This is a genomic window from Nocardiopsis sp. NPDC007018 (genome assembly GCF_040635075.1).
Classification (GTDB): domain Bacteria; phylum Actinomycetota; class Actinomycetes; order Streptosporangiales; family Streptosporangiaceae; genus Nocardiopsis.
This window is the reverse complement of the sequence record NZ_JBEYHA010000024.1, coordinates 56065-79395: the sequence shown is the minus strand read 5'-3', so window position 1 is coordinate 79395 and position 23331 is coordinate 56065. Positions and strand designations below refer to the sequence as shown.

The following is a 23331-nucleotide window of genomic DNA, read 5'->3' as shown; positions in this document are numbered from 1 at the left end:
CCGGAGAAGGCTTCTGCTTTTCCGCCGCTTTCGCGGCGTTTCCGCTTTGTTGTGTCTTTACTTTATCAGGTGTTCCGCGCCCCGCCAAATCGGCGGCTTGTGGCAGCGTTTTCGCTTGACACGAGATCGGGGTAAAGCCCGTTGTGCTTCGTGTGGATTCGGGCGCCTTGCGGCTTGTGCCTGTTTCCTTTGAAGCGACTCTCCGAGTTTACATGGCCCGAGCACTGCTCGGACCGGAGTTTTTCGGAGGGTGTCTGACTCGAAGATCCGATCACGCCCACGGAGAGTCCGTGTTCGTTTCGATCGAGAAGATCCTGATCCCTCCTTGCGACCTTGGGCCGGTCGGAGGCGACTCGGAGAACATTACCCCTGGCCATGGGTGGACGCAAACAGTTCCACGCGTGTCCTGGGTCACATTCGGTCGAGGAGCCGTCCGGTACCCGTCCCCGCAGCGGCGTACAGCCACTCCACCTCCAGATCCACCTCGGCCACCGTCGCCGGGAGGAACGCCGTCAGGGCCTCGTGTCCGACGAGTGACGCGGCCACCTGGGCGATGGTCGGGTTGTGCCCCACCACCAGGACGGTGTCGGCGTCGGCGTCGACCTGGTTGACCAGTTCCCACAGCTGGTCGACCCCGGCGAGGTAGGCGGTCTCGGAGTAGTCGACGGTCAGGCCCGCGCGCACGCCCGGGTCCATGGCGCCCAGAACCCCGTCGAGTGTCCGACGCGTCCGTTCGGCCGTCGAGCAGATCACGTGGTCGGGAACGTGCCCCAGTTCGGCGAGCACCTTCCCCACCCGTTCGGCCTGCTCCCTGCCGAGGTCCGTCAGAGGACGCTCGTGGTCGGTGACCCCGTGCCCGTCCCCCGCCTGGGCGTGACGCATGAGCAGCAGTGTGCGGCTCATGACGACAGCACCGTCGCGACGACTGAGAGCAGGGCCATGAACCCCACCATCGCCCCCACGATGACCAGCAAACCCTTCATCCCGGACAAGGCCACTCCCTCGACTGCGTCTTCACCTTCGGCTTCCGCCGCCCGGGCCGCGCACGGAGGGCGTCCACCCAGGTTAGGTGCGGCTCCCGAGCCCTCTCTCCCGCCCCTCCCACGACGCGGTGCGGCCGCCCGGGCCTCCCGGACGGCCGCACCACCGCTGCGGACCGGCGGAAGCGCCGGTCCCCTCACTCAGGCCTGGTTGCCCTCCCCGGCCCGGGCCTCCTCTCGCGAACCGCCGTTGTCTCCACCGTTCTCCCCGACGCCTTCCGGAGCGCCCGCGGGCTCGGTCGCGCCGTCGGCCTCGGCGAGGTCGTCCTCGGTCCCCGCGCCCCGGTTCTTGGACCACAGGACGGCGCCGACGAGCACGCCGACCGCGATCACCGTGGCCCCGACCCGCACGGCCACGTTGTCGGCGTAGATCACCACGCTGGGCGCCACGATCAGGGCGACGAGGTTCATCACCTTGAGCAGCGGGTTGATGGCCGGTCCGGCGGTGTCCTTGAAGGGGTCGCCGACCGTGTCGCCGATGACGGTGGCCTCGTGCGCCGGGGAACCCTTGCCGCCGTGGTGGCCGTCCTCGACGAGCTTCTTGGCGTTGTCCCAGGCGCCGCCGGAGTTGGACAGGAACACCGCCATGAGCACACCGGCGGCGATCGCCCCGCCGAGGAAGGCGCCGAGCGGCGCGTAGCCGAACGCGAAGCCCACGGCGATGGGGGCCAGGACCGCCAGGAGGCCGGGGGTGACCAGCTCCCGCAGCGAGTCCTTGGTGCAGATGTCGACCACCCGCGCGTACTCGGGCTTCTCGGTGCCGTCCATGATCCCCGGGCGGGTGCGGAACTGGTTGCGTACCTCCAGGACGACGCGCTGGGCGGCCCGGCCGACCGCCATGATCGCCAGCCCGGAGAAGAAGAACACGACGCTGGCGCCGATGATGACGCCGACCAGGACGTCGGGCTCGTCCAGGGAGAGGGAGAAGACCTCGGTGCCGCCGAGCCGTTCCTGCACCGAGGTGCGGAAGGCGCCGAACAGGGCGGTGGCGGCCAGCACCGCCGTGGCGATCGCGATGCCCTTGGTGATCGCCTTGGTGGTGTTGCCGACCGCGTCGAGGCCGGTGAGGATCTCGGCCCCTCGGCCCTCGACGTCCCCGGACATCTCGGCGATGCCCTGGGCGTTGTCGGAGACCGGGCCGAAGGTGTCCATCGCGACGATGATGCCGACCGTGGTGAGCAGGCCGGTGCCCGCGAGGGCGACGGCGAACAGGCTCAGGGTGATGGAACCGCCGCCGAGGAGGAAGGCCGCGTACACGGCGCCCGCGATGAGCAGGGCCGAGTAGACCGCCGACTCCAGGCCGACGGAGATGCCGGAGAGGATCACGGTGGCCGCCCCGGTCCGCGAGCTCTCGCCGATGTCCTTGACGGGGCGCCGGTCGGTCTCGGTGAAGTAGCCGGTGAGCAGCTGGATGGCGGCGGCGAGCACGAGGCCGATGAGCACGGCCGCGACCGCGATGAACCGGGGGTCGGGGTTGGTCCCCGCGTCGGCGATCTCCTTCAGGACGCTGTCGCTGACCCCGGACATCTGCTCGAAGCTGCTGGGCAGGTACCAGAAGGCGGTGGCGGTCACCAGCACGGCGGAGATCGCGGCGGAGACGAAGAAGCCCCGGTTGATCGCCGTCATGGCGGTGCGGTCGTTGGCCCTGGGCGCCACGATGAAGATGCCGATCATGGCGGTGATGACACCGATCATCGGAACCAGCAGCGGGAAGACCAGGCCCTCGGTGCCGAAGGCGACGCGGCCGAGGATGAGCGAGGCGACGAGCACCACGGCGTAGGACTCGAAGAGGTCGGCGGCCATGCCCGCGCAGTCGCCGACGTTGTCACCGACGTTGTCGGCGATGGTGGCGGCGTTGCGGGGGTCGTCCTCGGGGATGCCCTGTTCGACCTTGCCGACGAGGTCGGCTCCGACGTCGGCGGCCTTGGTGAAGATGCCGCCGCCCACACGCATGAACATCGCCAGGAGGGCCGCGCCGAAGCCGAAGCCCTCCAGGACGATGGGCGCGTCGCCCCGGTAGACGAGGACGACCAGGGCCGCGCCGAACAGGCCCAGGCCGACCGTGATCATGCCCGCGACCCCGCCGGTGCGGAAGGCGATCCGCATGGCGGTGTGGTTGTCCTTCTCCTCACCGCCCCTCGCAGCCGCGGCGACCCGGACGTTGCCGCGTACCGCGAGCCACATGCCGATGAACCCGGTGGCGGCCGACAGGAGCGCGCCGAGGGCGAAGAAGAGCGACCGGCCGATGGCGATGGCCCAGCTGTCCGCGGGGAGCAGCAGAAGGAGAAGGGGAATGGCGACGACGAACACCGCGAGTGTGCGGAACTGCCGTTTCAGATAGGCCGCTGCCCCTTCCTGGACCGCGACCGCGATGTTGCGCATTCGCTCGGTGCCCTGGCCTGCGGCGAGGACCTCACGGACCAGCATCCCCGCGACGGCGAGCGCGAGTAGCGCGACCACCATGACGACGATGACGAGGGTGAGGTCCCGGCCCTCCAGTGCCAGTGCCATGCCACTTCCCGTGGCGAGGTTGAGCCCAGACAATCCGTCCTCCTTGAGACGGGCACGTCCTTTTCGGCCCCCTGCCGGTGGTGCGCGGGGCCTGGCCCTCGCGGGCTCGGGTGCCGCACACCGCCGTCGTGGACGTACCGCCGTCCGAAAGGCTCCTGAACTGGCTCGACGGCACGCTCGTCGGGTCGAAGCGGTGCCACCTTCCTGTGTGGTGAACGCCGCCCGCAGTCACGCACGCGCGGACGGTGATCCGGGGATTCTACGCACGGAGGCGAAGAAAGCAGAGAGCCGTTTCGGCATTTGTCCAAGAGAGATCGAAGATGTGATCTCACGGTGATCACGGGAAGTGGATGAAAGCCCTGTCAGGCCTCATTTAATTCTTATCCGCTCGCATAATGCGTGAACTCGATGTTAACGTTAAAGTACGCATAAAGTCAGGAATGCGGAGGTTGCACCTCTGGCCCCGCTGGGCACACGAGCCTTCCGTGGACTACACGGGCACGCCGTGGAACGCGGCCGGGGAGGAGGCCGGAAGGCATTTCGGTCCGAACGGAACTACGCTCCGAGCAGCCGCATCCCCGAAGGGTCGATCCCGTCCCCCGAGGCCGCCCGACCCGCGTCCAGATCGTCGGCCAACGCACGCGCGAACGCGGCCACCCCGGCGACGTCGAGACCATGGGGGGCGTCCGGGCCGAAGGCCGCCACCCGGTCGGCGCCCCGCCTGAGCAGCCGGGCGGCCCCCACCCGGTTGCCGCGCTGGGCGTGGGTGACGCCGACCGCCGTCTGTGCGAGCCCTCGCCACAGTTCGCGTTCCGGTTCGTCCACGGACTTCCACACGGCTTCGAGCACCTCGTGCGCGGTGAACGCGAACCCGCCGTCGAGCAGGCGCTGCGCCTCGGCGACGCCCTCCTCCACGGTGAACACCGCGTCGTCCGGCACCCGGTCGACCTCACCGACCGCTCCGTGCGGCATCGGTCGGCCGTACCGGTCCCGCGGACGCTGGTTCTGTGCCTGTCCGGACGCGTTGCGATCGCGGACACCGTCCGCACCGGACCGGGGTTCCCCGCTCATAGGTCCCTCACCGCCGTTCGCCGTCGGCGCCCCGGCCACCGGTGGCGCCGACTCCACCGTCGACTTCCCGCAACCACCCTACGAGAGCGTCCCCCACGGCGTCCGGCCGCTCCTCGTGCGGGAAGTGCCCGGCACCCGGCACCGGCACCCACCGGTAGGGGGCGCGCACCAGTCGGCGCGAGGCACGCGCCACCCCAGGCGGGCACACCCGGTCCAGTTCACCGTGCAGTTGCAGGACCGGCACCGACACCGGACGGCGCATGCGCCACGCGTACCTGAACCCGTCCGCACGGAACCGGGAGCGGAAGATCCAGCGGTGGTACTCCAGCGAACAGTGCGACACCTTCGGGATCGCGAACGCGCGGCGGTGGTGCTCCCGCGCCTCCCGGTCCGGCCACCCGGGGGCGGACCACGCGTCGAGGAGATCGCCCACGCGGACGCAGCCGTCGGCGAGGAGGCGGTGTTCGGGCAGGATCGGCACCTGGGCGCGAAGCATGTGCGCGACGCCCGGTCCACCGGAGAACAGGACGCGCGCGGCGCGGCGGGGATGCGGTGCGGACACCGCGGCCAGGGCACGGATCTCGTCAGGGTGGTAGGCGGTCATGGTCCAGCCGACCAGTCCGCCGACCCCGTGACCCACCACGGCGGCGTCCGCGGCGCCGAGCGCGCGGACCAGGCTCGCCATGTCCTGGGCCACCCCCACCAGGTCGTAGCCGCGCGGGGTCTTGTCACTGGCGCCGTAGCCGCGCAGGTCGACCGCGACCGCGCGGTATCCCGCCCGGGCCAGACCGGTCAGCTGGGCGCGCCAGGCCCACCAGAACTGGGGGAACCCGTGCAGGAGGAGGACGAGGGGCCCCTCACCGAGCTCGGCCACATGGAACCGGGCTCCGGCGGCGCTCACCGTCCGGTGGTTCCAGGGGCCGTCGACGTAGGCGGCCGAGTCGTCCAGCACCGGGGGCTACCGGTGGACGGGTTCGGGGGTCTCGTCGTCCGAGGCGGCCTCGACCGTCCCGTTCTTGGGCGGGCGGACCTCGCCCCGCAGGATGCCCACGAGACGGGAGGTGGTGACCGCGGTCCGGGCCAGGCCCTGACGGCGGCGCAGGTTGATCACGGCGACCAGGATGAGGACGGCGGCGATCAGGAGGTAGAAGCCGGTGACGGTCAGGAAGGAGAGCCAGAAGGCCCACCCGACCACCTCGGCGAGGAACAGGCCCACGGTGACCGAGAACAGGATGAGGACCAGGTGGAGGACGAAGGCCGCCGCCCCGAACTCGCCGAGGCTCTTGCCGATCCTGGTGGCGTCGGCCTTGGCCTCCAGCTTGGCGAGCTTGATCTCCAGCCGCACGATGCGGGAGAGGTTGTCGGTGGCGTCGGAGACCAGCTCACCGATGGAACGGTCGGAGTCGCTGGCAGTGCCAGGTCGGCCGGTACCCGGCTTGTCCACCATCGTGGGGGTTCCCTTCTCTCGGTCCGTACACGTGGATGATCCTCCGCATCCTCGCACATGCCCTCCCACCCGTGTCTCTCACGGCACGCAAAACCGGCGGCTTCGGTTTCGTCACTTGGGTGAGCGGGAACGGCGCCCCCTCCCTTCGGAAGGGACGGGGCGCCGTTCGGGGACCGGACCCGGTCAGCCGTCCTTCTTGGCGGAGGGCAGCTGCTTGGCGATCACGTCCATGATCGACGAGTCGGTGAGGGTCGAGGTGTCACCGACCTCCCGCTCCTCCGCGATGTCGCGCAGCAGACGCCGCATGATCTTGCCGGAGCGGGTCTTGGGCAGCTCCGGCACGGCCAGCAGGCGGGCCGGCTTGGCGATGGGGCCGAGCGAACTGCCGACGTGGTTGCGCAGCTCCTGGACCAGGTCGGCCGGGACCTCCTCAGCGCCGCCCCGCAGGATGACGAAGCCGACGATGGCCTGACCGGTCACCTTGTCGACCGCGCCCACCACGGCCGCCTCGGCGACCTTGGGGTGGGAGACGAGCGCGGACTCCACCTCGGTGGTGGAGATGTTGTGGCCGGAGACGAGCATGACGTCGTCCACGCGGCCGAGCAGCCACAGGTCGCCGTCCTCGTCCTTCTTCGCGCCGTCACCGGGGAAGTACAGGCCCTCGAAGCGCGACCAGTAGGTGTCCTTGTACCGCTGGTCGTCCCCCCAGATGCCGCGCAGCATCGACGGCCACGGCTCGCGGATGACGATGAAGCCGCCCTCGCCGTCGGGGACGGACTTGCCCTCCTCGTCCACCACGTCCGCGACGATGCCCGGAACGGCCCGCATGGCGGCGCCGGGCTTGCCGGAGGTGACGCCGGGGAGCGGGCTGACCATGATCGCGCCGGTCTCGGTCTGCCACCAGGTGTCGACCACCGGGGTGTTCCCGCCGCCGATGTTCTCCCGGTACCACATGTAGGCCTCGGGGTTGATGGGTTCACCCACCGAGCCGATCACCCTCAGGCTGGACAGGTCGTACTCGGCGGGGATCTCGTCGCCCCACTTCATGAAGGTGCGGATCGCCGTGGGCGCCATGTAGGCGATGGTGACCTTGTACTTCTCGATGAGCTCCCAGAAGCGGCCCTTGTGCGGGGTGTCCGGGGTGCCCTCGTACATGACGACGGTGGCCGCGTTGGAGAGCGGCCCGTACACGATGTAGGAGTGGCCGGTCACCCAGCCGATGTCGGCGGCGCACCAGTAGACGTCGGTCTCGGGCTTGAGGTCGAAGACCGCCCAGTGCGTGTAGGAGGCCTGCGTGAGGTAGCCGCCGGTGGTGTGCAGGATGCCCTTGGGCTTGGCCGTGGTGCCGCTGGTGTACATGATGTACAGCGGGTGCTCGGCGTCGTGCGCCTCGGGGGCGTGCTCGGTGCTCGCGGTCTCCACGACGTCGTGCCACCACACGTCGCGGTCGTTCCACTCGACGTCCTGGCCGGTGCGGCGGACGACGAGGACGTTCTCGACGGCGGGGCGGTCCGCGACGGCTCCGTCCACGGCGGGCTTGAGCGCGCTGGGCTTGCCGCGCCGGTAGCCGCCGTCCGCGGTGATGACGAGCTTGGCCTGGCTGTCGTCCAGGCGCTGGCCGAGGGCGTCCACGGAGAAACCACCGAAGACGACCATGTGCACGGCGCCGATACGGGCACAGGCGAGCATGGCCACGACGGTCTCGGGGATCATCGGCATGTAGATGGCGACGCGGTCGCCCTTGGCCACGCCCAACGAGGTGAGGGCGTTGGCGGCCTGGCAGACCTGGTCCTTGAGTTCGGCGTAGGTGATGGCCCGGCTGTCACCGGGCTCCCCCTCCCACTGGAGGGCGACGCGGTCGCCGAGACCGGCCTCGACGTGCCGGTCCAGACAGTTGACGGAGGCGTTGAGCTCGCCTCCGACGAACCACTGGGCGTAGGGCGGGTTCCAGTCCAGGACGGTGTCCCAGGGCCGCTCCCACTGGAGCCTCCGGGCCTGCTCCTCCCAGAAGCCCAGGCGGTCACTCGCCGCGACGTCGTAGGCGTCGGCCTTGACGTTGGCGTTCGCGGCGAGGTCCGCGGGCGGCGGGAAGCTCCTGGTCTCGTGGAGAAGGTTGGACAGTGTCTCCTGGCTCGGGGGAGTGCTGTCGGCCACTGTGATTCTCCTTACGTTGGGCTGTGCGTCCCAATTAATCATGTGGTCCATACCGCGGGAACAGGCGGGTCGACGTCCAGCGGCGGCACGGCCCGGGCGCGCGGCGAACGGTCGGCGAACGGTCGCCGGTCCGCGACGAGCGGTCCCCCCGAGCCCGGGTCCGGGGCGTGGAGCACCCGGTGTTACCGCCGCGTAGTGTTGTTTTCCGTGAGCGAATCGACTTCTGCATCCCTGTCCGACCCACTGTCCCGGATCGCCGCCCTTCCCGGGGTGAGCGACGCGGTGGAGGAGACCAGGACCCTGGTCGACAGGCTGCTGGGACACCGCGTCCTGCGCCGCCGGAGCAGTGACGTGTCCATGGAGTCCTCCCTGCGGGGCGCGTGCGCGTCGGCCGCCCTGGAGGGCGCCGAGGTCTCGATGGACGAGATCCGCGACGGGCACGTGTACGACACCCGGATCAAGGGCGCGCTCCGTGTCGGCGGTGAGCTGGGCACGCTGGTGGACACCTGGCCCCAGGCCCCCCGCCAGGCCCTGGCCCGCCTGCACACCCTGGCCGCGGCCGACGCGGTGGCGGAGGAGGCCCTGGGGCGCCCCCGGCTGGAGGGTGAGCGCGTCGAGGACCCGCTCGACCTCGGTTCGGCGCCGGGCGCCGCGGAGGCCGCGGCGCGGCTGGAGGGCCTGTACGCGCTGTTGGGGGCCCGGACGACGGTTCCCGCCCTGGTGACGTCGGCACTGGTACACGGAGAGCTGATGGCGATCCGGCCGTTCGGCTGGGGTGACGGGCTGGTGGCGCGGGCCGCCGAGCGGCTGACGCTGGTGGAGCGCGGGCTGGACCCGAAGTCCCTGGTCACGTCCGAGCTGGGCCACCAGACTCTGAGGGACGAGTACGCCCCGGCCCTGCGCGGTTACATGACCGGCACCGCCGAGGGGGTGGCCGCCTGGGTCGTGTACTGCTGCCGTGCGGTGCGGGCCGGCGCCCAGGACTCCCTCGCCACGTGCGAGGCGCTCAAGCGCGGCTGAGCCGGAGTGCGGGGCTCAGGGGGCGGACGGGGCGGACGGGGCGGACGAGAACCGAACACCGTTCGCCCGACGCCGTTCCCGGATGGCGATCCCGGGGCGCTCCACGGATAATCGCCAGTTCCCCACTCCGTTGATTTACCAACAAGTAATAACTCGGATGCATCTCGTTTCGATCACGCTTCACCGAGCGCGATTGTTTCCCGATTGCTCACGCACGTGCACGTGCATGCGAACGGCACTCCCGATGACCCCCGGGGGTGCCGTTTCCGCTTCCCCCGAGCGCGCGCACAGCCACCATTCCTTACGCAGTGACCTGGGAAGACATCGCTTTTTCCGAGCCCTCCCATGCCCCGGCAGCAGCGGGCGCGAGAGGTTCTCGAAGGGCACCACCCGGCCGACTCCGGGCACCGACTCCTTTGTTTGCCCGCCCCGAAACCCCCTTCCAAAAGGTGGTGCGGCGAAGTTTCTCTGTTGGATTCCCGAACCGATAGACAGTGTCTCGTGATAGCGTCTGTTCCGGAGTCGCGCGAAGGGCCGACATCGCCGGGCCAAAACCCGGGGTTCCTGGTTGAGGGCACGAGTCGCAAATACGGACATTGCGCCCATGAAACTGTGGCACCGTCGATCCTCGCGAGAAGAACGGAACGGACCCCGGCACGGGGCTCCGCGCGTTCGCACCCACGCTCCCGAAGGACCCTTCCCCGGAGAGCGGACTCCGGCCTGTCCCCCCGAGGCCGGAACCGAGTGGCCCCCAGTTCCCCCTGTGGGGTCCGCTCGACGACCTCCGCTCCGTCCCGCCTGACGGGCCGGGACACACGGACAGCCCCCGTACGTGTGTCCCGCCCGCCGGGTGGGGCCCGCTCCGGCGGCACTCCCGGGCACGGCGGCCGACTCCCCCACCCGGGTTATCCACAGATCCGCGCCGACGGCTTTCGCCGGGCGCCTCCTTCGGCGAAGGTCGAAAGGGCAGGTTCCCCGCCCTTCCCGGAAGGCCCGATGGACGCCCCGCAGCGCACCCTGATCGCCACCGCCGACCCCGCCCTCCTCGACGACCTCCTCCGACTGACCGCGGCGGCCGCCGTCGAGGTCACCGTGGCACCCGACCCCGAACAGGCCCTGCGTGCCTGGAACCGCTCCCCCCTCGTCGTGGTCGGCGCCGACCTGGACCGCGCGCTCCGCGCCGCCGGTCCACCACCCCACCCACGGGTGGCGGTCGTCTCCCACGACGACGGCCCCGCACCCGAGCGCGCCGCGCTCCCCGGACACGCCGCCCCGGGACACGGCGCCCCCGGCGACCGCCCCCATCACCAGGCTCCCGAACACCACCGCCCCCGACGCGACGGCGTCTACCTGCTGCCCAGGGACGAGGCCGCCCTCGTCGACCTCCTCTCCTCCGTCACCGACCGCGCCCCGGCGCCCGTGGTGTCCGTCGTCGGCGGCCGGGGCGGCGCCGGAGCCAGCCTGCTCTCGGCCGCCCTCTCCCTCGCCGGTGAACGCGCCGGACTGGCCACCGCCCTGCTCGACGCCGACCCGCTGGGCTGCGGGCCCGACGTCTACCTGGGCTGCGACCACGCCGCCCCGCAGGCCCGCACCGGCTGGGGCGACCTGGTCCGCCAACGCGGCCGCCTACCCTGGCGTACCCTGCGCGACGGCCTGCCCAGGGTCGGCCGGGTGGACGTACTCACCTGGGCGCGCGGCACCGGCACCGAACAGGGCCGCCCCCTCCCGGTCGGCGCCGCCCGGGCCGTCCTGGACTCCGCCCGCCGGGGCACCGACCTCGTCGTGGCGGACCTGCCCCGCTCCTTCGACCCGGGCACCGCCGTCTTCCTCAACCACTCCGCCCTCGTCCTCGTGGTGGTCCCCGCCGACGTGTACTCGGTGGTGTCCGCCGCGCGCATGACCCCACGGCTCCGTCAGGAGGCCACCCGGGTACGGGTCGTCGTGCGCGGAGCCCGGGGCGGCCTGTCCACCGGGGTGGTCACCACGACGCTCGGCGTGGAGCTGGGAGCCGACCTACCACCCGAACCCGGGCTCTCCCGTGCACTGCGGGTCGGTGAGGTACCGGCCCGGCACCCCCGTTCCCCGCTGGCCCGCTACGCGGACCGGGTCGTGGCGGCCCTGGTCCGCGAGGAGCGACCCCGATGAGCGCCCTCTGGGACCGGCTGGCCCACCGCGCCCCCGCACCGGGCACCCCGGCGCCGCGCTCCCCGGTGTCCCGCGCCGCGCCGCCCACCACGGCCAGGGACCCGTCCCCCGCCGAGGACACCGTGCTGGAACGGGTCCGCGACCGCTTCGTTGCCACCGGGACGCCGGTCACCCCGGCCAACGTCGCCGCCGCGATCCGCGCCGAGGGCGGCGCCCTGGGCGACCGGGAACTCCTCACGATGACCCGGCGGCTCGCCGCCGACCTGTCCGGGGCCGGTCCACTGGAGGAACTGCTCACCGCCGATGTCACCGACGTCCTGGTCAACGGGCCGGACCAGGTCTGGGTCGACTCCGGCGAAGGGCTGCGCCGCATACACGGGGTGCGGTTCGCCTCCGAGGACGAAGTGCGCAGGCTCGCCCAGCGGCTCGCCTTCCAGGCCGGGCGACGGCTCGACGCCGCCGTCCCCTACGTGGACGCGCGCCTGCCGGGCGGGGCCCGGCTGCACGCCGTGCTGCCGCCCATCGCCCCCGGCGGCGCCTGCCTGTCCCTGCGCGTCCCGCCCAGGCGCGTCTTCGGGCTCGGGGAGCTCACCGCCAGCGGCACCCTGACCCCCTCCGGCGCGGACCTGCTGCGCGCACTCGTCGCCCTCCGCGAACCCTTCCTGGTCAGCGGCGGGACGGGGACGGGCAAGACCACCCTGCTGTCGTCCCTGCTGTCCCTGGTCCACCCCGAGGAACGCATCGTGCTCGCCGAGGACTCCCCCGAGCTGCGCCCCGACCACCCGCACGTGGTGCGCCTCCAGACCCGCCCGGCCAACGTCGAGGGCAGCGGGGAGGTCACCCTGGAGACCCTCGTCCGCCAGGGCCTGCGTATGCGCCCGGACCGGCTCGTGGTCGGGGAGGCCCGTGGCCCGGAGATCGTGTCGTTGCTGGGCGCCCTCAACACCGGCCACCGTGGCGGCGCCGGGACTCTCCACGCCAACGGCGCCGAGGAGGTGCCCGCCCGGATCGAGGCGATGGGGTGTGCCGCCGGACTCGGGCGAGGGGCGGTGCACAGCCAGCTCGCCGCCACCGGGGTGCTGGTGGTCCACCTGGTCCGGGATGCCCGGGGGCGTCGCCTCGCCGAGGTCAGGGTCCTGCGGCGGGAGGCCTCGGGGCTGGTGCGGGCCGAACCCGCGGTGGCCTTCACCCCGGACGGACGCACACACGAGCACCCCGGCGCGGAGGAGCTGGCGGCCCGGCTGGGCGGAGGGTGGCGGCGGTGATCCTCCTGGCGGTGACCACGTTGGCGGCGGCCCTGGCCTGGTCCGTGCCCCGTGCGGGCCGGTACCGGCTGGTACCGCGGCGGCGGCCCGAGCGTGCGCGCCGACGGCTTCGCCCGCCGTCGCTGCGCCCGCTCCTGGCGCTCCTGACCCGCCGTCGCGAGGGAACGCAACGGCGGTGGGCGGTGATCCGCCTGTGCCGGACGATGGCGGCCGAGCTCAGGGCCGGGCAGTCGCCGGAGTCCGCCCTGCGGATCGCGGCGGTGGAGGGCGGCGCGCTCGTCGGCGCGGTGTCGGACCCCGCGGAACTGCGCGGAGCGGCCGCGCGGGACGAGGACCTGTGGGCCCTGGCCGGGCTCGCGGCCTGTTGGGAGGTGGCGTCGGAGACCGGGGCCGGACTGGCCGGGGTGGTGGACGAGTTCGCGGAGAACCTGACCGAACGCGAGGAGCAGCGGGCCGAGGCGTGGGCGCGGACCGCCGGACCCCGCACCACCGCGCTCGTGCTGTGCGGGCTGCCGCTGGTCGGGATGGCGATGTCGGCGGGGCTGGGCGGATCGCCGCTGGTGTTCCTGTTCACCACGCCGGTGGGCCTGTTGTGCCTGGGTCTGGGCGTGCTGCTCGATCTCGTCGGCGTCTGGTGGACCCTGCGCATGGTGCGAAGAGCCGTGGCCTGAGCGGGGTGCCGGGTCGGGGGGCGGGGTCCGGAGCGGAGTCCACCCGGCCCTGGTTCCGTGCGGAGCCCGGAGCCGACGAACGGAGGGAGAGAGATGTACTTCGAGGTGGCGGCGGTGCTGTGCGCGACGGGGGCGGTGTGGGTCCTGTGCGGACCGGACCGTCCGCGTTCCGTCCCTCGGGTCCTCGGCGCGGCGGCGGGCACCAGAGCCCGAAAACGGCCACGCGGGCCCGCGCCGGGGTCCTGGCTCCGGTTGCTCGTCCCGGTCGTGGCCGCGGTCGCGCTGACCGCTCTGGTCGGCGGGGCGGGCGTCGTCGTGGCCCTGGGTGTGGGCGGCTACCTGTGGTGGCGGTCCCGTAGGAGGGCACGGCGTCCCGCGCGCCTGCCGGTCACCGACGACCTTCCCGTGCTCATCGGTCTGCTCGCCTCGGGTGTCCGTGCCGGTGCGACCGTACCCGCCGGTCTGGGGGCGGTGGCCGGGGCGGCCCGAGGCGACCTGGGAACCGAACTCGCCTCCCTGCGGGACCAGCTGGAGCTGGGTGCCGACCCCCTGCCCGCCTGGCGCAGGTCGGCCCTGCCCGAGCCCCTGGTGGCGGTCGGCGCCGACCTGGCCCGGGCCGCCGAGACCGGAGCTCCCGTGGCCGATCTGCTCGACCGGCACGTACGCGACCTCCGTCGGCGGTCCCGGGCCGTGACCACCGCCCGCGTGGAGAGTCTGGGGGTACTGGTCGTCGCCCCGCTCGGGTTGTGCTTCCTGCCCGCCTTCGTGCTGATCGGCATCGTGCCGATGGCGGCGGAACTCCTCCTGGCCGCGCTCGCGCGATGAACCGCGCACGAGCGGCGGGGTGCGGCGAACCCGTGGCCGCCGCACCCCGGGCGTCCGGTCAGGGGCGCTCGCCGATCTCGCCGACCCAACCCGACCACACGAAGCCGACCTGCTCGGTGAGGAGCGGGTACTCCAGACCGAAGCTGGCCGCGCCCTCGTACTCGGGCCCCTCCTCCAGGAGGGTGACGTCGCGGTACAGCAGTGCGCCGTCCTCGGCGTCGTACAGGTACCGGACCTCGCTCACCCGGCCCTCGTCCTCGATGGTGAAGGCGAACAGCTCGCCCTCGCGGTTCAGCGTGTCGGTCGCGGTGCCCAGGTAGGCCACCTCGGCGGCTTCGGCGAACACCCGCTGGACCGCGGCCTCCTCCGCGCCGGACAGCGGCCGCGACTCGTAGAGCCGGTCCGCGGCGTTGGCCAGCGCGGGCAGGGACTCGTCGGCCGGGCCCTCACCGAAGTCGGCGAGCGCCTCCAGCATCCCGTCGGTGTCGGTCGGCAGCTCGGCGGGCCACACGAGGCTCTCGTGCACGGTGTCCTCGTAGGACTCGCTGCCCTGTTCGAGGAACCACTCGTGGTCGGCCTCCTCGCCTCCGGTCTCCAGCGGCGGCTTCGGCTCGGAGTCCTGTCGGGTGTTGCCCTCCAGGTCCTCCCACGACGTCCAGTCGTAGGGGACGAACCGGTAGCCATGGGTCTCGTCCGGGTCGTCGTCGCCCGCGTTGGCGGTGAGCTGGTGCAGCCGTGTGCCGGTGGTGGCGACGAAGCCCACCTCCCCGTCGCCCGGGGCGGCGCCGCGCGCCTCGGTGACGTCGGCCAGCGCGGTCAGGGGCTCGGTGCCGTCGACCGGGTCGCCGCCGGTGACCTCGATGGGGTCGGGCTGGGCGGCGTAGGCCAGCGGAATGCCCGCGTGGTCGTCACCGGGCAGGATGACCACACCGGCGCCCACGGCGAGTGCGGCGGTCGCCGCTCCGGCGGCCAGGACGGGGACGCGCTTCCACAGGGGTCGGGCCATGGTCGTGTGTTCCTCCAGTTTCGCGATGGCGTGCAGACGCGCCCGCTGCCGGGCCTCGGGGGTGGGGCGAACGTCGTTGGCGGGGTCGGTGCCGTCGAATGCGTTGCGCAGTGCGGTCAGGTCGTCCACGAGACCTCCTTCGGGACGCGCACCCGGGCGGGTGCGGGGGCGTCTTCCTTCATGAACGCGGTCAGTTTTCTTCGAGCCCGGTGCAGACGCCCGCGAGCGGTGACATGCGCGCAGCCGACCACCTTCGCGGCCTGGCGGCAGTCCAGCCCCTCCCAGGTCACGAGCATCACGAGTTCGCGTTCGACCTCCGTCAACCGGGCCAGCGCCGCCAGGGCGCCCGCACGGTCGAGGAACTGGTCGGCGTCGTCGTGGTGGCGGGGGCCGGTCTCCTGTCCGAGCGACTCGGCGATCAGCCCCTGCCGTCGCGCGGAACGCATGTGGGCGAGCCCGATCCGGCGGGCGCAGGCGTACAGCCAGGGCAGTTCCTGTCCCGCCGGTACGTGTCCCCGGCGCTGCCATGCCACCGCGAAGGCCTCCGAAGCGACGTCGTCGGCCTGATCGGGCCCCACACGTCGGCGCGCGTAGCGGTAGACCGCGTCGTAGTGCTCTTCGAACATGTCGTTGAAGTCGCGGCGGTCGGAGTGTTCGTCTCCGGCTCGGCCTTCTCGCATCGGCGTTCCTCCCGTTCTCTCACCCGTCTATGTCCGCGGAGGGGGTGTGTGTTCGGTCGGGAGGTGACTCTTCTTCGACGACCGCCATGTGGTCCGGGACACAGCGCTCTGGCCCGCGACTGGAGGTCGGAGGGGCCGTTACGCCCTCTCCCACCTGGAAGGTTAGGGGTGGAACGGACCACGGGCGCACCCGGAGGGCGCGGGCCGGAGACGGGGTCAGGGTGTCTCCCCGGCTCCGTGTACCGGTCCGGCCCGGGAGCGCGCCACGACCTCGTGGGCCCGAGCGGTGGCGGTGAGGGACACCGTGACCTCGACGGTGAACCCCTCCGCTTCGCAGGAGTCGAGGGTCGCGCCGTTGGCCTCGGCGGTGCGCCGGGCGCTCTCGCACGCATGCGGGGTTCCCTCGTGCGCCCGTGCCGCCGCCGCGAGCGCGGCGAGGTCGGCGGCGGTGGCCGCACGGTCGCGGTCCAGGCGGGCCGCGGCGGTGAGGAGCACGGTGTGGACGAGGAACCACAGCACCAGGCTGACCGAGATCCACCAGACGGTGGCGGACCCGGAGTCCGCCCGGCCGCCCGCCCCGCTCCCGCCCGGTGGCCGGGACTGGAACGGGGTCACGGGAGCGCGCTGAGCAGGGCGCGGGCGCCGCCCGGCGCCACCAGCACCAGCACCAGCACCAGCACCAGCACCAGCACCAGCACCAGCACCAGCACCAGCACCAGCACTGAAGCACGTGCGGGGGGACGCGCGAGGTTGCGCGGGCCTCCGGTCGCCGTGCCACGGACGGATGAGAGAGAGCGGTCGGGTCAGCGGGCCGCAGACGCACCCGGGCGCGGGAGCGTGCCGGGCCGCACGGGCCATCCGGGTCACGGCGGCTCCTCCAGGGGGACCGCCGCCTCGGCACGGACACCGAGTGGCGGGGCCCGCAGGGGGCCGATCCGCAGTTCGGCGCGCACGGTGACCCGCGCCGTCCCGCCGCCTTCGGTCAGCTCGACACGGGCCCCGTCCGGGGCGGCCGACAGCGCCAGGGCCCGGGCCCGGTCCGGAGTCTCGCCACGGGCCAGGGCACGGGCCCCGATCCGGGCGGCGTCGGCGCAGGAGAGCCGGGCCTCGGCCGCGGCGACCGCGCCGAGTGCGACGGCCAACACCAGCATGAGGGTGGGCAGCAGCATGGCCGCCTCCATCGTCACGGAGCCGCCCCGGTCAGTGGCGGGGCTGGAGCGCATCGACGAACACCGCGGTGAGGGCGGCCGACACCGTCTCGCTGGTGGCGATGAGGTAGAGCACCCCCGCGATGGCCACCGCCGCGACCGTTCCCATGGCGTACTCTGCGGTGCTCATGCCGTGGTCGGAGCGGACGGGGTTCGGGCTCGGGAAAGGGGACACGGGACCTCCCTGGGGTTCCGGGCGGGGAGGGTCCTGCCGCCCGGTCCTTCCAGGGTGCGGCCGGGGGCACCGGATCGGAAGACGTCGCCCGGGCCTGTGGACAACCCCCGTCGTCACCCGGTCCTGTGGACAGCTGCCGTCGTCGCCCGCGCCATCGCGGTCGACCTCCCCTGGGGACGAGCCGACGCGCCTCCGAACAGGTGGGGCCCGGTCCGACCGGACCGGGCCCCACCCGACTCGCGCGACGACCGGCGCCACGGACCCTAGTTCAGGCCCTTGCGGGTCAGCAGCGGGCCCATGCCGGGCTCACGGCCGAGGAAGTCGGTGACCGCCGCCATCGGGTCGACGCTGCCGCCCTTGGAGAGCACCTTCTCCCGGAATCTGTCGCCGCCCGCGCGGGTGAGGCCGCCGTGCTCCTTGAACCACTCGACGCTCTCCGCGTCCAGCACCTCGCTCCACACGTACGAGTAGTAGCCCGCGCTGTAGCCGTCGTCGGAGAAGATGTGCTGGAAGTACGTGCTCCGGTAGCGGGGGCTCACCAGCGGGTGCAGCACCCCCGCCGCTTCCAGGGCCCGCCGCTCGAAGGCCGCCGGGTCCTCGATGGTCTCCCCCGGCGCCAACCGGTGCCAGGCCCAGTCGAGCAGTGCGGCGCCCAGGTACTCGAAGGTGCCGAAACCCTGGTTGAACTGGCTGGCGGCGGTGAGGCGCCCCACCAGTTCGGCGGGGACGGGCTCGTCGGTCTCGTGGTGCCTGGCGTAGTTCGACAGCACCTCCGGCCACAGGGCCCACATCTCGTTGACCTGGGACGGGAACTCCACGAAGTCGCGCGGCACGCTCGTGCCCTCGACCCTGGGGAACCGGACGGCGGAGAGCAGGCCGTGCAGCGCGTGGCCGAACTCGTGGAAGGCCGTTTCCACCTCGTCGAAGGTCAGCAGGGTGGGTCCGGAGACGGGCTTGGTGATGTTGAGGTTGTTGACCACCACCGGCAGTTCGTCCAGCAGGTACGACTGGTCGACCAGGTTGTGCATCCACGCGCCGCCGCGCTTGGTGGCACGCGCGTAGGGGTCGAGCAGGAAGAGGCCGAGCGGGGTGCCGTCGCCGTCGAACACCTCCCACGTGCGCATGTCGGAGTGGTAGCCGCGCAGGTCGGGACGCTCGGTGAAGGTGACCCCGTACAGCAGGGTCGCCGCGTGGAAGACGCCGTCCTCGAACACGCGGCCCAGCTCGAAGTAGGGCCGAAGGACGCTCTCGTCGAAGTCGTAGCGCGCCTTGCGGACCTGCTCCGTGTAGTAGGGCCAGTCCCACGGCTCGATCTCGTGCCCGGCGTACTCGGCGAGCGCCCGGGCCTCCTTCTCGACGTTGCGCAGGGCCGGGCCGACCAGCTGTCCGAGGCGTTCCTCGACCGCCTCGACGGTCCTGGCGGTCTGGTCGGCGACCTTGTAGGCCGCGTGGTCGGGGTATCCGAGCAGCTGGGCGCGTTCGGCGCGCAGCTCGGCCATGCGGGCGCCGATCTCCAGGTTCTCCGGGGCGCGGTCGCGGCTCAGCGTGTACAGGCGTTCGCGGGTGGAGCGGTTGGTGAGCTGGGACAGCGCGGGCTGCACGGTGGTGTTCAGCAGCGGCAGCACGTACTCGTCGCCCTGGCGGATCGCCTCGATCTGGGCCGCGTCCAGGCCGTCGAGGTCGGTGGCGTCAGTGGTGACCAGTGACGACTCCCCGGTGGCCCGCACGACGTTGCGGGAGAACTCCGTGCCGAGCTCGGCCAGGCGGGCGTTGAGCTCGCGCAGTCGCTCCTGCTCCCGCTCGCCGAGGTCGGCTCCCGCCTTGACGAAGTCGAGCCGGTACCGCTCCAGCAGCCACGCCTCCTGCGGGTCGTCCGTGCTGACCTGCTGAATCCGGGCCCACAGCTCGCGGTTGAGGGAGATCGCGTCGCTGTGCCGGGTGGAGCGGGGGACGATCTCCTTCTCGATCTCGCGGATGCCGTCGGTGGCATCGGAGCCGGTCAGCGTGTTGAGCACGACCTCCACTCGTCGGAGGGTCGCGCCGGAGCGCTCCAGCGCGGCGATGGTGTTGTCGAAGGTCGCGGGCTCCGGGTTGCGGGCGATCGCGTCCACTTCGGCGAGGTGCTCGGCCACGCCCTGCTCGAAGGCGGGCAGGAAGTGCTCCTCGCGGACCGCCGCGAAGTCGGGAAGACGGTAGGGCAGTTCGCTGGGTGACAGGAACGGGTTGGCGGTCAAGGGGTGGTGCTCCTCGTTCGTTGAGGGTCGGGCGCTCGTGCCGTTCTATCCTGCTGCCGCCCGGCTGTCACCCCCTTACCCAGGGCTGACGTGCGGTCACTCGGCGCAGCGCCGCTGCGGGGCGGCGCCCGCGGCCCGGGCCGGGCCCGTACCGGTGGGGGGCGTCCTGACAGTGCGGCGCGGGCCTGGTTTCATGGCTGTGACCCAGCGCACTCGGAGGTGTCAGTTGCCCGAGAACACGGGCGTTCCCGGCCCCTGGGGGACCCACCCGCTCCCCCGTTCGGCCCTTCCCCCCGTCGGTACGCCGGACCTGCGCGGCCCCGCCCGGTTCGTGTGGTGGCTGATCGCCCGTCAGCCGTGGCGCGTCCTGCGCGGTGCCCTGTTCGGCACCCTGTGGATGGTGGGGCTGGTGTTCCCGCCCTACCTGATGGCCCGTGCCATCGACGACGGTCTGCGCGCCGAGGACCCCCGCGCTCTCACCCTGTGGGCGGGGGCCGGAGCGGCGATGGCCGTGGCGACCGCGATCGTGTCGATCCTGCGGCACCGCACGATGTTCCTGGTCCGCACGGACGCCGCCCACCGAACCATGCGTGTGGTCACCCGGCACGCCACGGTACTCGGCGCGACCCTGTCACGGCGGGTCTCCTCCGGCGAGCTCTCCACGGTGCAGGCCTCCGACGTCCTGCGGATCGCCCACATCCTCACCATGACCGGCCCCGGCGTGGGGTCGGTCGTGGCCTACGGGGGCGTGTCGGTCCTGCTGTTCACCATCTCGCCGCCGTTGGCCGCGATCGTGGTGCTCGGCGTCCCGGTGCTGGCCGCGGTGGTGGGGCCGCTGATGGGGAGGCTGCACGGACACCAGAGCGTCTACCGCGAACACCAGGGCCGCGCCATGGCACTGGCCGCCGACATCGTGTCCGGACTGCGGGTCCTGTGCGGGATCGGCGGACGGTCGCACTTCGCCCGCCGGTACGAGGAGCGCTCGCGGGAGGTGCTGCGCCAGGGCTACCGGGTCAGCGAGACCACGAGCTGGTTCCACGCGGTGAGTGCCTGCCTGCCGGTGGTCTTCCTCGGGGCGGTCACCTGGGTGGCCGCCCGTCTGGCGGTGAACGGGCAGATCACCGTGGGCGAGACCGTCGCCGTGTACGCGTACGTCGCGATCCTCATCCTGCCGGTGTTCTTCATCATCGAGGGCGCCAGTTCGGTGATCGAGGGCCTGGTGTCCGTGCGCCGCGTGCTCGACCTGCTCACCCTCGAACCCGCGCGGACCGGGAGCGGCCGGGACCTGCCCGGCCCGCCTCGGGACGCGCCGATGGTCGAGCCCGAGTCCGGGGTGAGCGTCCCTCCCGGTCTGACGACCGCGCTGGTCAGCGCCGACCCCGGGGAGGCCGCCGCCGTGGTGGACCGGCTTGGCCGCTACCGCGTGTCCAACACCGAGTGGGGTGGTGTGCCGCTGCGCGACGTCGACCTCGGGGAGGTGCGTCGGCGCGTGCTGGTGTCCGACAACGACTCCCACCTGTTCGCGGGTTCCCTGCGCGAGGTCCTGGACCCGCACGGGACCCACGGTGACGGAGAGGTCAGGGCGGCGCTGCGCGTGGCGGGTGCCGACGACGTGGTCACCTCGCTGCCGGACGGGCTGGACTCCCCGGTGGAACCGCAGGGCCGCAACCTCTCCGGCGGCCAGCGGCAGCGGGTCCGGCTGGCCCGGGCTCTGCTGGCCGACCCCGAGGTGCTGCTGCTGGTCGAACCCACCTCCGCCGTGGACGCGCACACCGAGGCGACCGTCGCCGAACGTCTGCACACGGCGCGGGCCGGACGCACCACCGTGGTCGCGGGCACGTCTCCGCTCCTGCTCGACCGCGCGGACCGGGTGCTGTTCCTCGTGGACGGGCGGGTCGCCGCGGTCGGTACCCACGGCGCTCTGCTCACCGAACGGCCGGACTACCGGAGGCTGGTCTTCCGTGGCGCCTCCGACCAGGAGGACGGCCGGTCCGACGTCGCCGTCGACGACACCCACGACGAAGGGATGCCCGCATGAGCCAGCGACTCCCGGTCGCCGACCGCGCCGAGGTCCGGAGGGACACCGTCGAGCTGTTGCGGGCCGAGCGCGGGCGGGCGACGAGCGCGGTCCTGCTGAGCTGTCTGGCCACCGGCGCCGGACTGGTCGGGCCCTACCTGCTGGGTCGGATCGTCGACATGGTGCAGGCGGGCACGGCCACCCTGGGCAGGATCGACCTGCTCGCCGCGGGTGTGCTCGCGGCCGCGTTCGTCCAGCTCCTGCTGACCCGGTACGCGCGCCGCGCCGTCTACCGGTTCGGCGAACACGTGCTGCGGCGCCTGCGGGAGGACTTCGTGGGCCGGGTGCTCACGCTGCCCACCCGTGTGGTGGAGCGTTCGGGCACCGGAGACCTCACCACGCGGGCCTCCGCCGACGTGGGAAACGTGGGCACCAGTCTGAGGGGCGCGCTGCCGGAGATCAGCATGGGGGTGCTCCAGGTCGTGGTGCTGGTGGCCGCGGTCACCTGGCTGCACCCGCTGCTGGGGCTGTGCGCGCTGGTGGGCTTCCCTCTGGTGTGGCCCGCCGCGCGCTGGTACCTGCGGCGTTCGCGCGAGACCTACCTGGCGGAGGGCGCCGCCCTGTCCGCCGCGTTGGAGGGCACCTCGGCCACCGCCGAGGGCGGCCGCACCGTGGAGAGTCTGGGCGTCCAGGCGGACCGCCGTCGGGTGACGGACCGGGACGTGGGCGTGCTGTACCGGGCCCGCCGGGGTGGGCTGCGGCTGCGGTCGGTGCTGTTCCCGGTGGCGGAGTCGGTCTTCGTGCTGCCGGTCGCGGTCGTCCTGCTGGTGGGCGGTTTCCTGTACCTGAACGGCGGGATCGGCCTGGGCGCCCTGGTGACCTGCCTGTTGTACGTGCAGCAGATGGTGGACCCCACCATCGGCGTCACCCAGAGGCTGGAGGAGCTCCAGCGGGCCGCCGCGTCGTTCGCGCGCCTGCGGGGCGTGCAGCGGCTGCCGGAGGAATCCGCGGACCCGGGGCTCGTGCCGTCGGACGACCGGATCGAACTGTGCGGCGTGCGCTACGCGTACGTGCCGGGGCACGACGTGCTGCGGGGTATCGACCTCACGGTTCGGCCCGGTGAGCGGCTGGCGGTGGTGGGGCCCTCCGGCGCGGGCAAGTCGACGATCGGTCGCCTGTTGTCCGGCGCGGACTCCCCGGGCTCCGGGCGCGTACTGCTGGGCGGGGTGCCCGTCGCGGAGCTCGCCCCGGAGGTGCTGCGCGAGCGGATCGTGCTGGTCAACCAGGAGCACCACGTGTTCACCGGGACCCTGCGGGAGAACCTCGCCATCGCGGCCGACGGCGGCGGTTCCGTGGACGACTCCACCCTGTTGGCGGCCCTGGACGCGGTGGACGCCGACTGGGTCGGCGGGCTGCCGGAGGGCTTGGACACCCGGGTGGGCTCGGGTGGCGAGGCGCTCTCCCCCGCCCGGGCCCAGCAGGTGGCCCTGGCCCGCGTGGTGCTGCTCGACCCGCACACGGTGGTGCTGGACGAGGCCACCTCTCTGTTGGACCCGCGGACCGCACGGCACACGGAGCGGTCGCTGGCGGCGGTGCTGGAGGGGCGGACGGTCATCGCGATCGCGCACCGGCTGCACACGGCGCACGACGCGGACCGGGTGGCCGTCGTCGCGGAGGGGCGCGTCACCGAGTTGGGAACCCACGACGAGCTGATCGCAGCGGGAGGGGCGTACGCGGCCCTGTGGAGTTCCTGGCACGGCACCGACTGACCGGTCGTGCGGGCCGCCCCGGCCCGCACTGGTCACGCCCCGTCGCGCCCCGCCGCGCCGTGCCCGTGGTGCGCGGTGGGGGGGTCGGGGCCT

General features: G+C 72.6%; 19 protein-coding genes. 7 read left to right on the top strand and 12 right to left on the bottom strand.

Annotated features, from left to right (window positions below; genetic code table 11):
- Window positions 1–411 precede the first annotated feature (411 nt).
- From ABZ635_RS15715 to acs, 6 genes are all read right to left on the bottom strand, one after another.
- Window positions 412–903 (bottom strand): histidine phosphatase family protein, encoded by a 492-nt coding sequence (locus ABZ635_RS15715; RefSeq protein ID WP_357764912.1) that lies wholly within the window; start codon window positions 901–903, stop codon window positions 412–414.
- Window positions 904–1181: 278 nt separating this feature from the next.
- A complete protein-coding gene (locus ABZ635_RS15710; RefSeq protein ID WP_357764910.1) occupies window positions 1182–3551 on the bottom strand; it encodes a sodium-translocating pyrophosphatase in 2370 nt (789 codons plus the stop codon).
- Between the two features lie 555 nt (window positions 3552–4106).
- On the bottom strand, window positions 4107–4622 hold the full coding sequence (locus ABZ635_RS15705; RefSeq protein WP_357764909.1) for a DUF309 domain-containing protein: 516 nt from the start codon (window positions 4620–4622) through the stop codon (window positions 4107–4109).
- Window positions 4623–4629: 7 nt separating this feature from the next.
- On the bottom strand, window positions 4630–5574 hold the full coding sequence (locus ABZ635_RS15700) for an alpha/beta hydrolase (protein ID WP_357764906.1): 945 nt from the start codon (window positions 5572–5574) through the stop codon (window positions 4630–4632).
- A gap of 6 nt (window positions 5575–5580) precedes the next feature.
- A complete protein-coding gene (locus ABZ635_RS15695) occupies window positions 5581–6069 on the bottom strand; it encodes a phage holin family protein (RefSeq protein ID WP_357764903.1) in 489 nt (162 codons plus the stop codon).
- Between the two features lie 183 nt (window positions 6070–6252).
- Window positions 6253–8223, bottom strand: coding sequence for an acetate--CoA ligase (acs, locus tag ABZ635_RS15690; protein WP_357764900.1), 1971 nt, complete (start codon window positions 8221–8223; stop codon window positions 6253–6255).
- A gap of 207 nt (window positions 8224–8430) precedes the next feature.
- On the opposite strand from acs, the gene ABZ635_RS15685 reads away from it, so the two are divergent.
- The 5 genes from ABZ635_RS15685 (at window position 8431) to ABZ635_RS15665 (ending at window position 14149) form a co-directional block, all read left to right on the top strand.
- Window positions 8431–9243, top strand: coding sequence for an oxidoreductase (locus ABZ635_RS15685; protein ID WP_357764897.1), 813 nt, complete (start codon window positions 8431–8433; stop codon window positions 9241–9243).
- A gap of 996 nt (window positions 9244–10239) precedes the next feature.
- On the top strand, window positions 10240–11388 hold the full coding sequence (ssd, locus tag ABZ635_RS15680) for a septum site-determining protein Ssd (protein WP_357764894.1): 1149 nt from the start codon (window positions 10240–10242) through the stop codon (window positions 11386–11388).
- Window positions 11385–12653 carry a TadA family conjugal transfer-associated ATPase gene (locus ABZ635_RS15675; RefSeq protein WP_357764892.1) on the top strand — a complete coding sequence of 423 codons (1269 nt, stop codon included), beginning with the start codon at window positions 11385–11387 and terminating at the stop codon, window positions 12651–12653. The genes ssd and ABZ635_RS15675 overlap by 4 nt, the downstream gene beginning before the upstream one ends.
- On the top strand, window positions 12641–13324 hold the full coding sequence (locus ABZ635_RS15670; protein WP_357764889.1) for a type II secretion system F family protein: 684 nt from the start codon (window positions 12641–12643) through the stop codon (window positions 13322–13324). The genes ABZ635_RS15675 and ABZ635_RS15670 overlap by 13 nt, the downstream gene beginning before the upstream one ends.
- A 93-nt stretch (window positions 13325–13417) precedes the next feature.
- Window positions 13418–14149 carry a type II secretion system F family protein gene (locus ABZ635_RS15665; RefSeq protein ID WP_357764886.1) on the top strand — a complete coding sequence of 244 codons (732 nt, stop codon included), beginning with the start codon at window positions 13418–13420 and terminating at the stop codon, window positions 14147–14149.
- 58 nt (window positions 14150–14207) lie between these two features.
- Here ABZ635_RS15665 and ABZ635_RS15660 read toward each other — a convergent pair whose 3' ends face one another.
- From ABZ635_RS15660 to ABZ635_RS15635, 6 genes are all read right to left on the bottom strand, one after another.
- Window positions 14208–15284, bottom strand: coding sequence for a CU044_5270 family protein (locus ABZ635_RS15660; protein ID WP_357764883.1), 1077 nt, complete (start codon window positions 15282–15284; stop codon window positions 14208–14210).
- On the bottom strand, window positions 15272–15835 hold the full coding sequence (locus ABZ635_RS15655; protein ID WP_357764880.1) for an RNA polymerase sigma factor: 564 nt from the start codon (window positions 15833–15835) through the stop codon (window positions 15272–15274). Before ABZ635_RS15655 ends, ABZ635_RS15660 begins: the two co-directional genes overlap by 13 nt.
- A 216-nt stretch (window positions 15836–16051) precedes the next feature.
- The gene (locus ABZ635_RS15650; RefSeq protein WP_357764878.1) at window positions 16052–16450 is read right to left on the bottom strand and encodes an Rv3654c family TadE-like protein; all 399 of its coding nucleotides are present in this window, start codon (window positions 16448–16450) and stop codon (window positions 16052–16054) included.
- 248 nt (window positions 16451–16698) lie between these two features.
- Window positions 16699–17058 carry a TadE family type IV pilus minor pilin gene (locus ABZ635_RS15645; RefSeq protein ID WP_357764875.1) on the bottom strand — a complete coding sequence of 120 codons (360 nt, stop codon included), beginning with the start codon at window positions 17056–17058 and terminating at the stop codon, window positions 16699–16701.
- Window positions 17036–17218, bottom strand: coding sequence for a DUF4244 domain-containing protein (locus ABZ635_RS15640; RefSeq protein WP_357764872.1), 183 nt, complete (start codon window positions 17216–17218; stop codon window positions 17036–17038). The genes ABZ635_RS15645 and ABZ635_RS15640 overlap by 23 nt, the downstream gene beginning before the upstream one ends.
- A 263-nt stretch (window positions 17219–17481) precedes the next feature.
- On the bottom strand, window positions 17482–19452 hold the full coding sequence (locus tag ABZ635_RS15635) for a M3 family metallopeptidase (RefSeq protein WP_357764870.1): 1971 nt from the start codon (window positions 19450–19452) through the stop codon (window positions 17482–17484).
- A 226-nt stretch (window positions 19453–19678) separates the two neighbouring features.
- Between ABZ635_RS15635 and ABZ635_RS15630 the strand changes: the two genes are divergently transcribed.
- Together ABZ635_RS15630 and ABZ635_RS15625 are read left to right on the top strand one after the other, a co-directional pair.
- Window positions 19679–21490: an ABC transporter ATP-binding protein gene (locus ABZ635_RS15630; RefSeq protein WP_357764867.1), complete on the top strand. Its 1812-nt coding sequence runs from the start codon at window positions 19679–19681 to the stop codon at window positions 21488–21490.
- On the top strand, window positions 21487–23238 hold the full coding sequence (locus ABZ635_RS15625) for an ABC transporter ATP-binding protein (protein ID WP_357764864.1): 1752 nt from the start codon (window positions 21487–21489) through the stop codon (window positions 23236–23238). The genes ABZ635_RS15630 and ABZ635_RS15625 overlap by 4 nt, the downstream gene beginning before the upstream one ends.
- Window positions 23239–23331 lie beyond the last annotated feature (93 nt).

Bases quoted from the DNA above. Each gene is read 5' to 3' on its own strand.
- ABZ635_RS15715 (WP_357764912.1), bottom strand. From the start codon at position 903: ATGAGCCGCACACTGCTGCTCATGCGTCACGCCCAGGCGGGGGACGGG.
- ABZ635_RS15710 (WP_357764910.1), bottom strand. From the start codon at position 3,551: ATGGCACTGGCACTGGAGGGCCGGGACCTCACCCTCGTCATCGTCGTC.
- ABZ635_RS15705 (WP_357764909.1), bottom strand. From the start codon at position 4,622: ATGAGCGGGGAACCCCGGTCCGGTGCGGACGGTGTCCGCGATCGCAAC.
- ABZ635_RS15695 (WP_357764903.1), bottom strand. From the start codon at position 6,069: ATGGTGGACAAGCCGGGTACCGGCCGACCTGGCACTGCCAGCGACTCC.
- ssd (WP_357764894.1), top strand. From the start codon at position 10,240: ATGGACGCCCCGCAGCGCACCCTGATCGCCACCGCCGACCCCGCCCTC.
- ABZ635_RS15675 (WP_357764892.1), top strand. From the start codon at position 11,385: ATGAGCGCCCTCTGGGACCGGCTGGCCCACCGCGCCCCCGCACCGGGC.
- ABZ635_RS15665 (WP_357764886.1), top strand. From the start codon at position 13,418: ATGTACTTCGAGGTGGCGGCGGTGCTGTGCGCGACGGGGGCGGTGTGG.
- ABZ635_RS15655 (WP_357764880.1), bottom strand. From the start codon at position 15,835: ATGCGAGAAGGCCGAGCCGGAGACGAACACTCCGACCGCCGCGACTTC.
- ABZ635_RS15645 (WP_357764875.1), bottom strand. From the start codon at position 17,058: ATGCGCTCCAGCCCCGCCACTGACCGGGGCGGCTCCGTGACGATGGAG.
- ABZ635_RS15625 (WP_357764864.1), top strand. From the start codon at position 21,487: ATGAGCCAGCGACTCCCGGTCGCCGACCGCGCCGAGGTCCGGAGGGAC.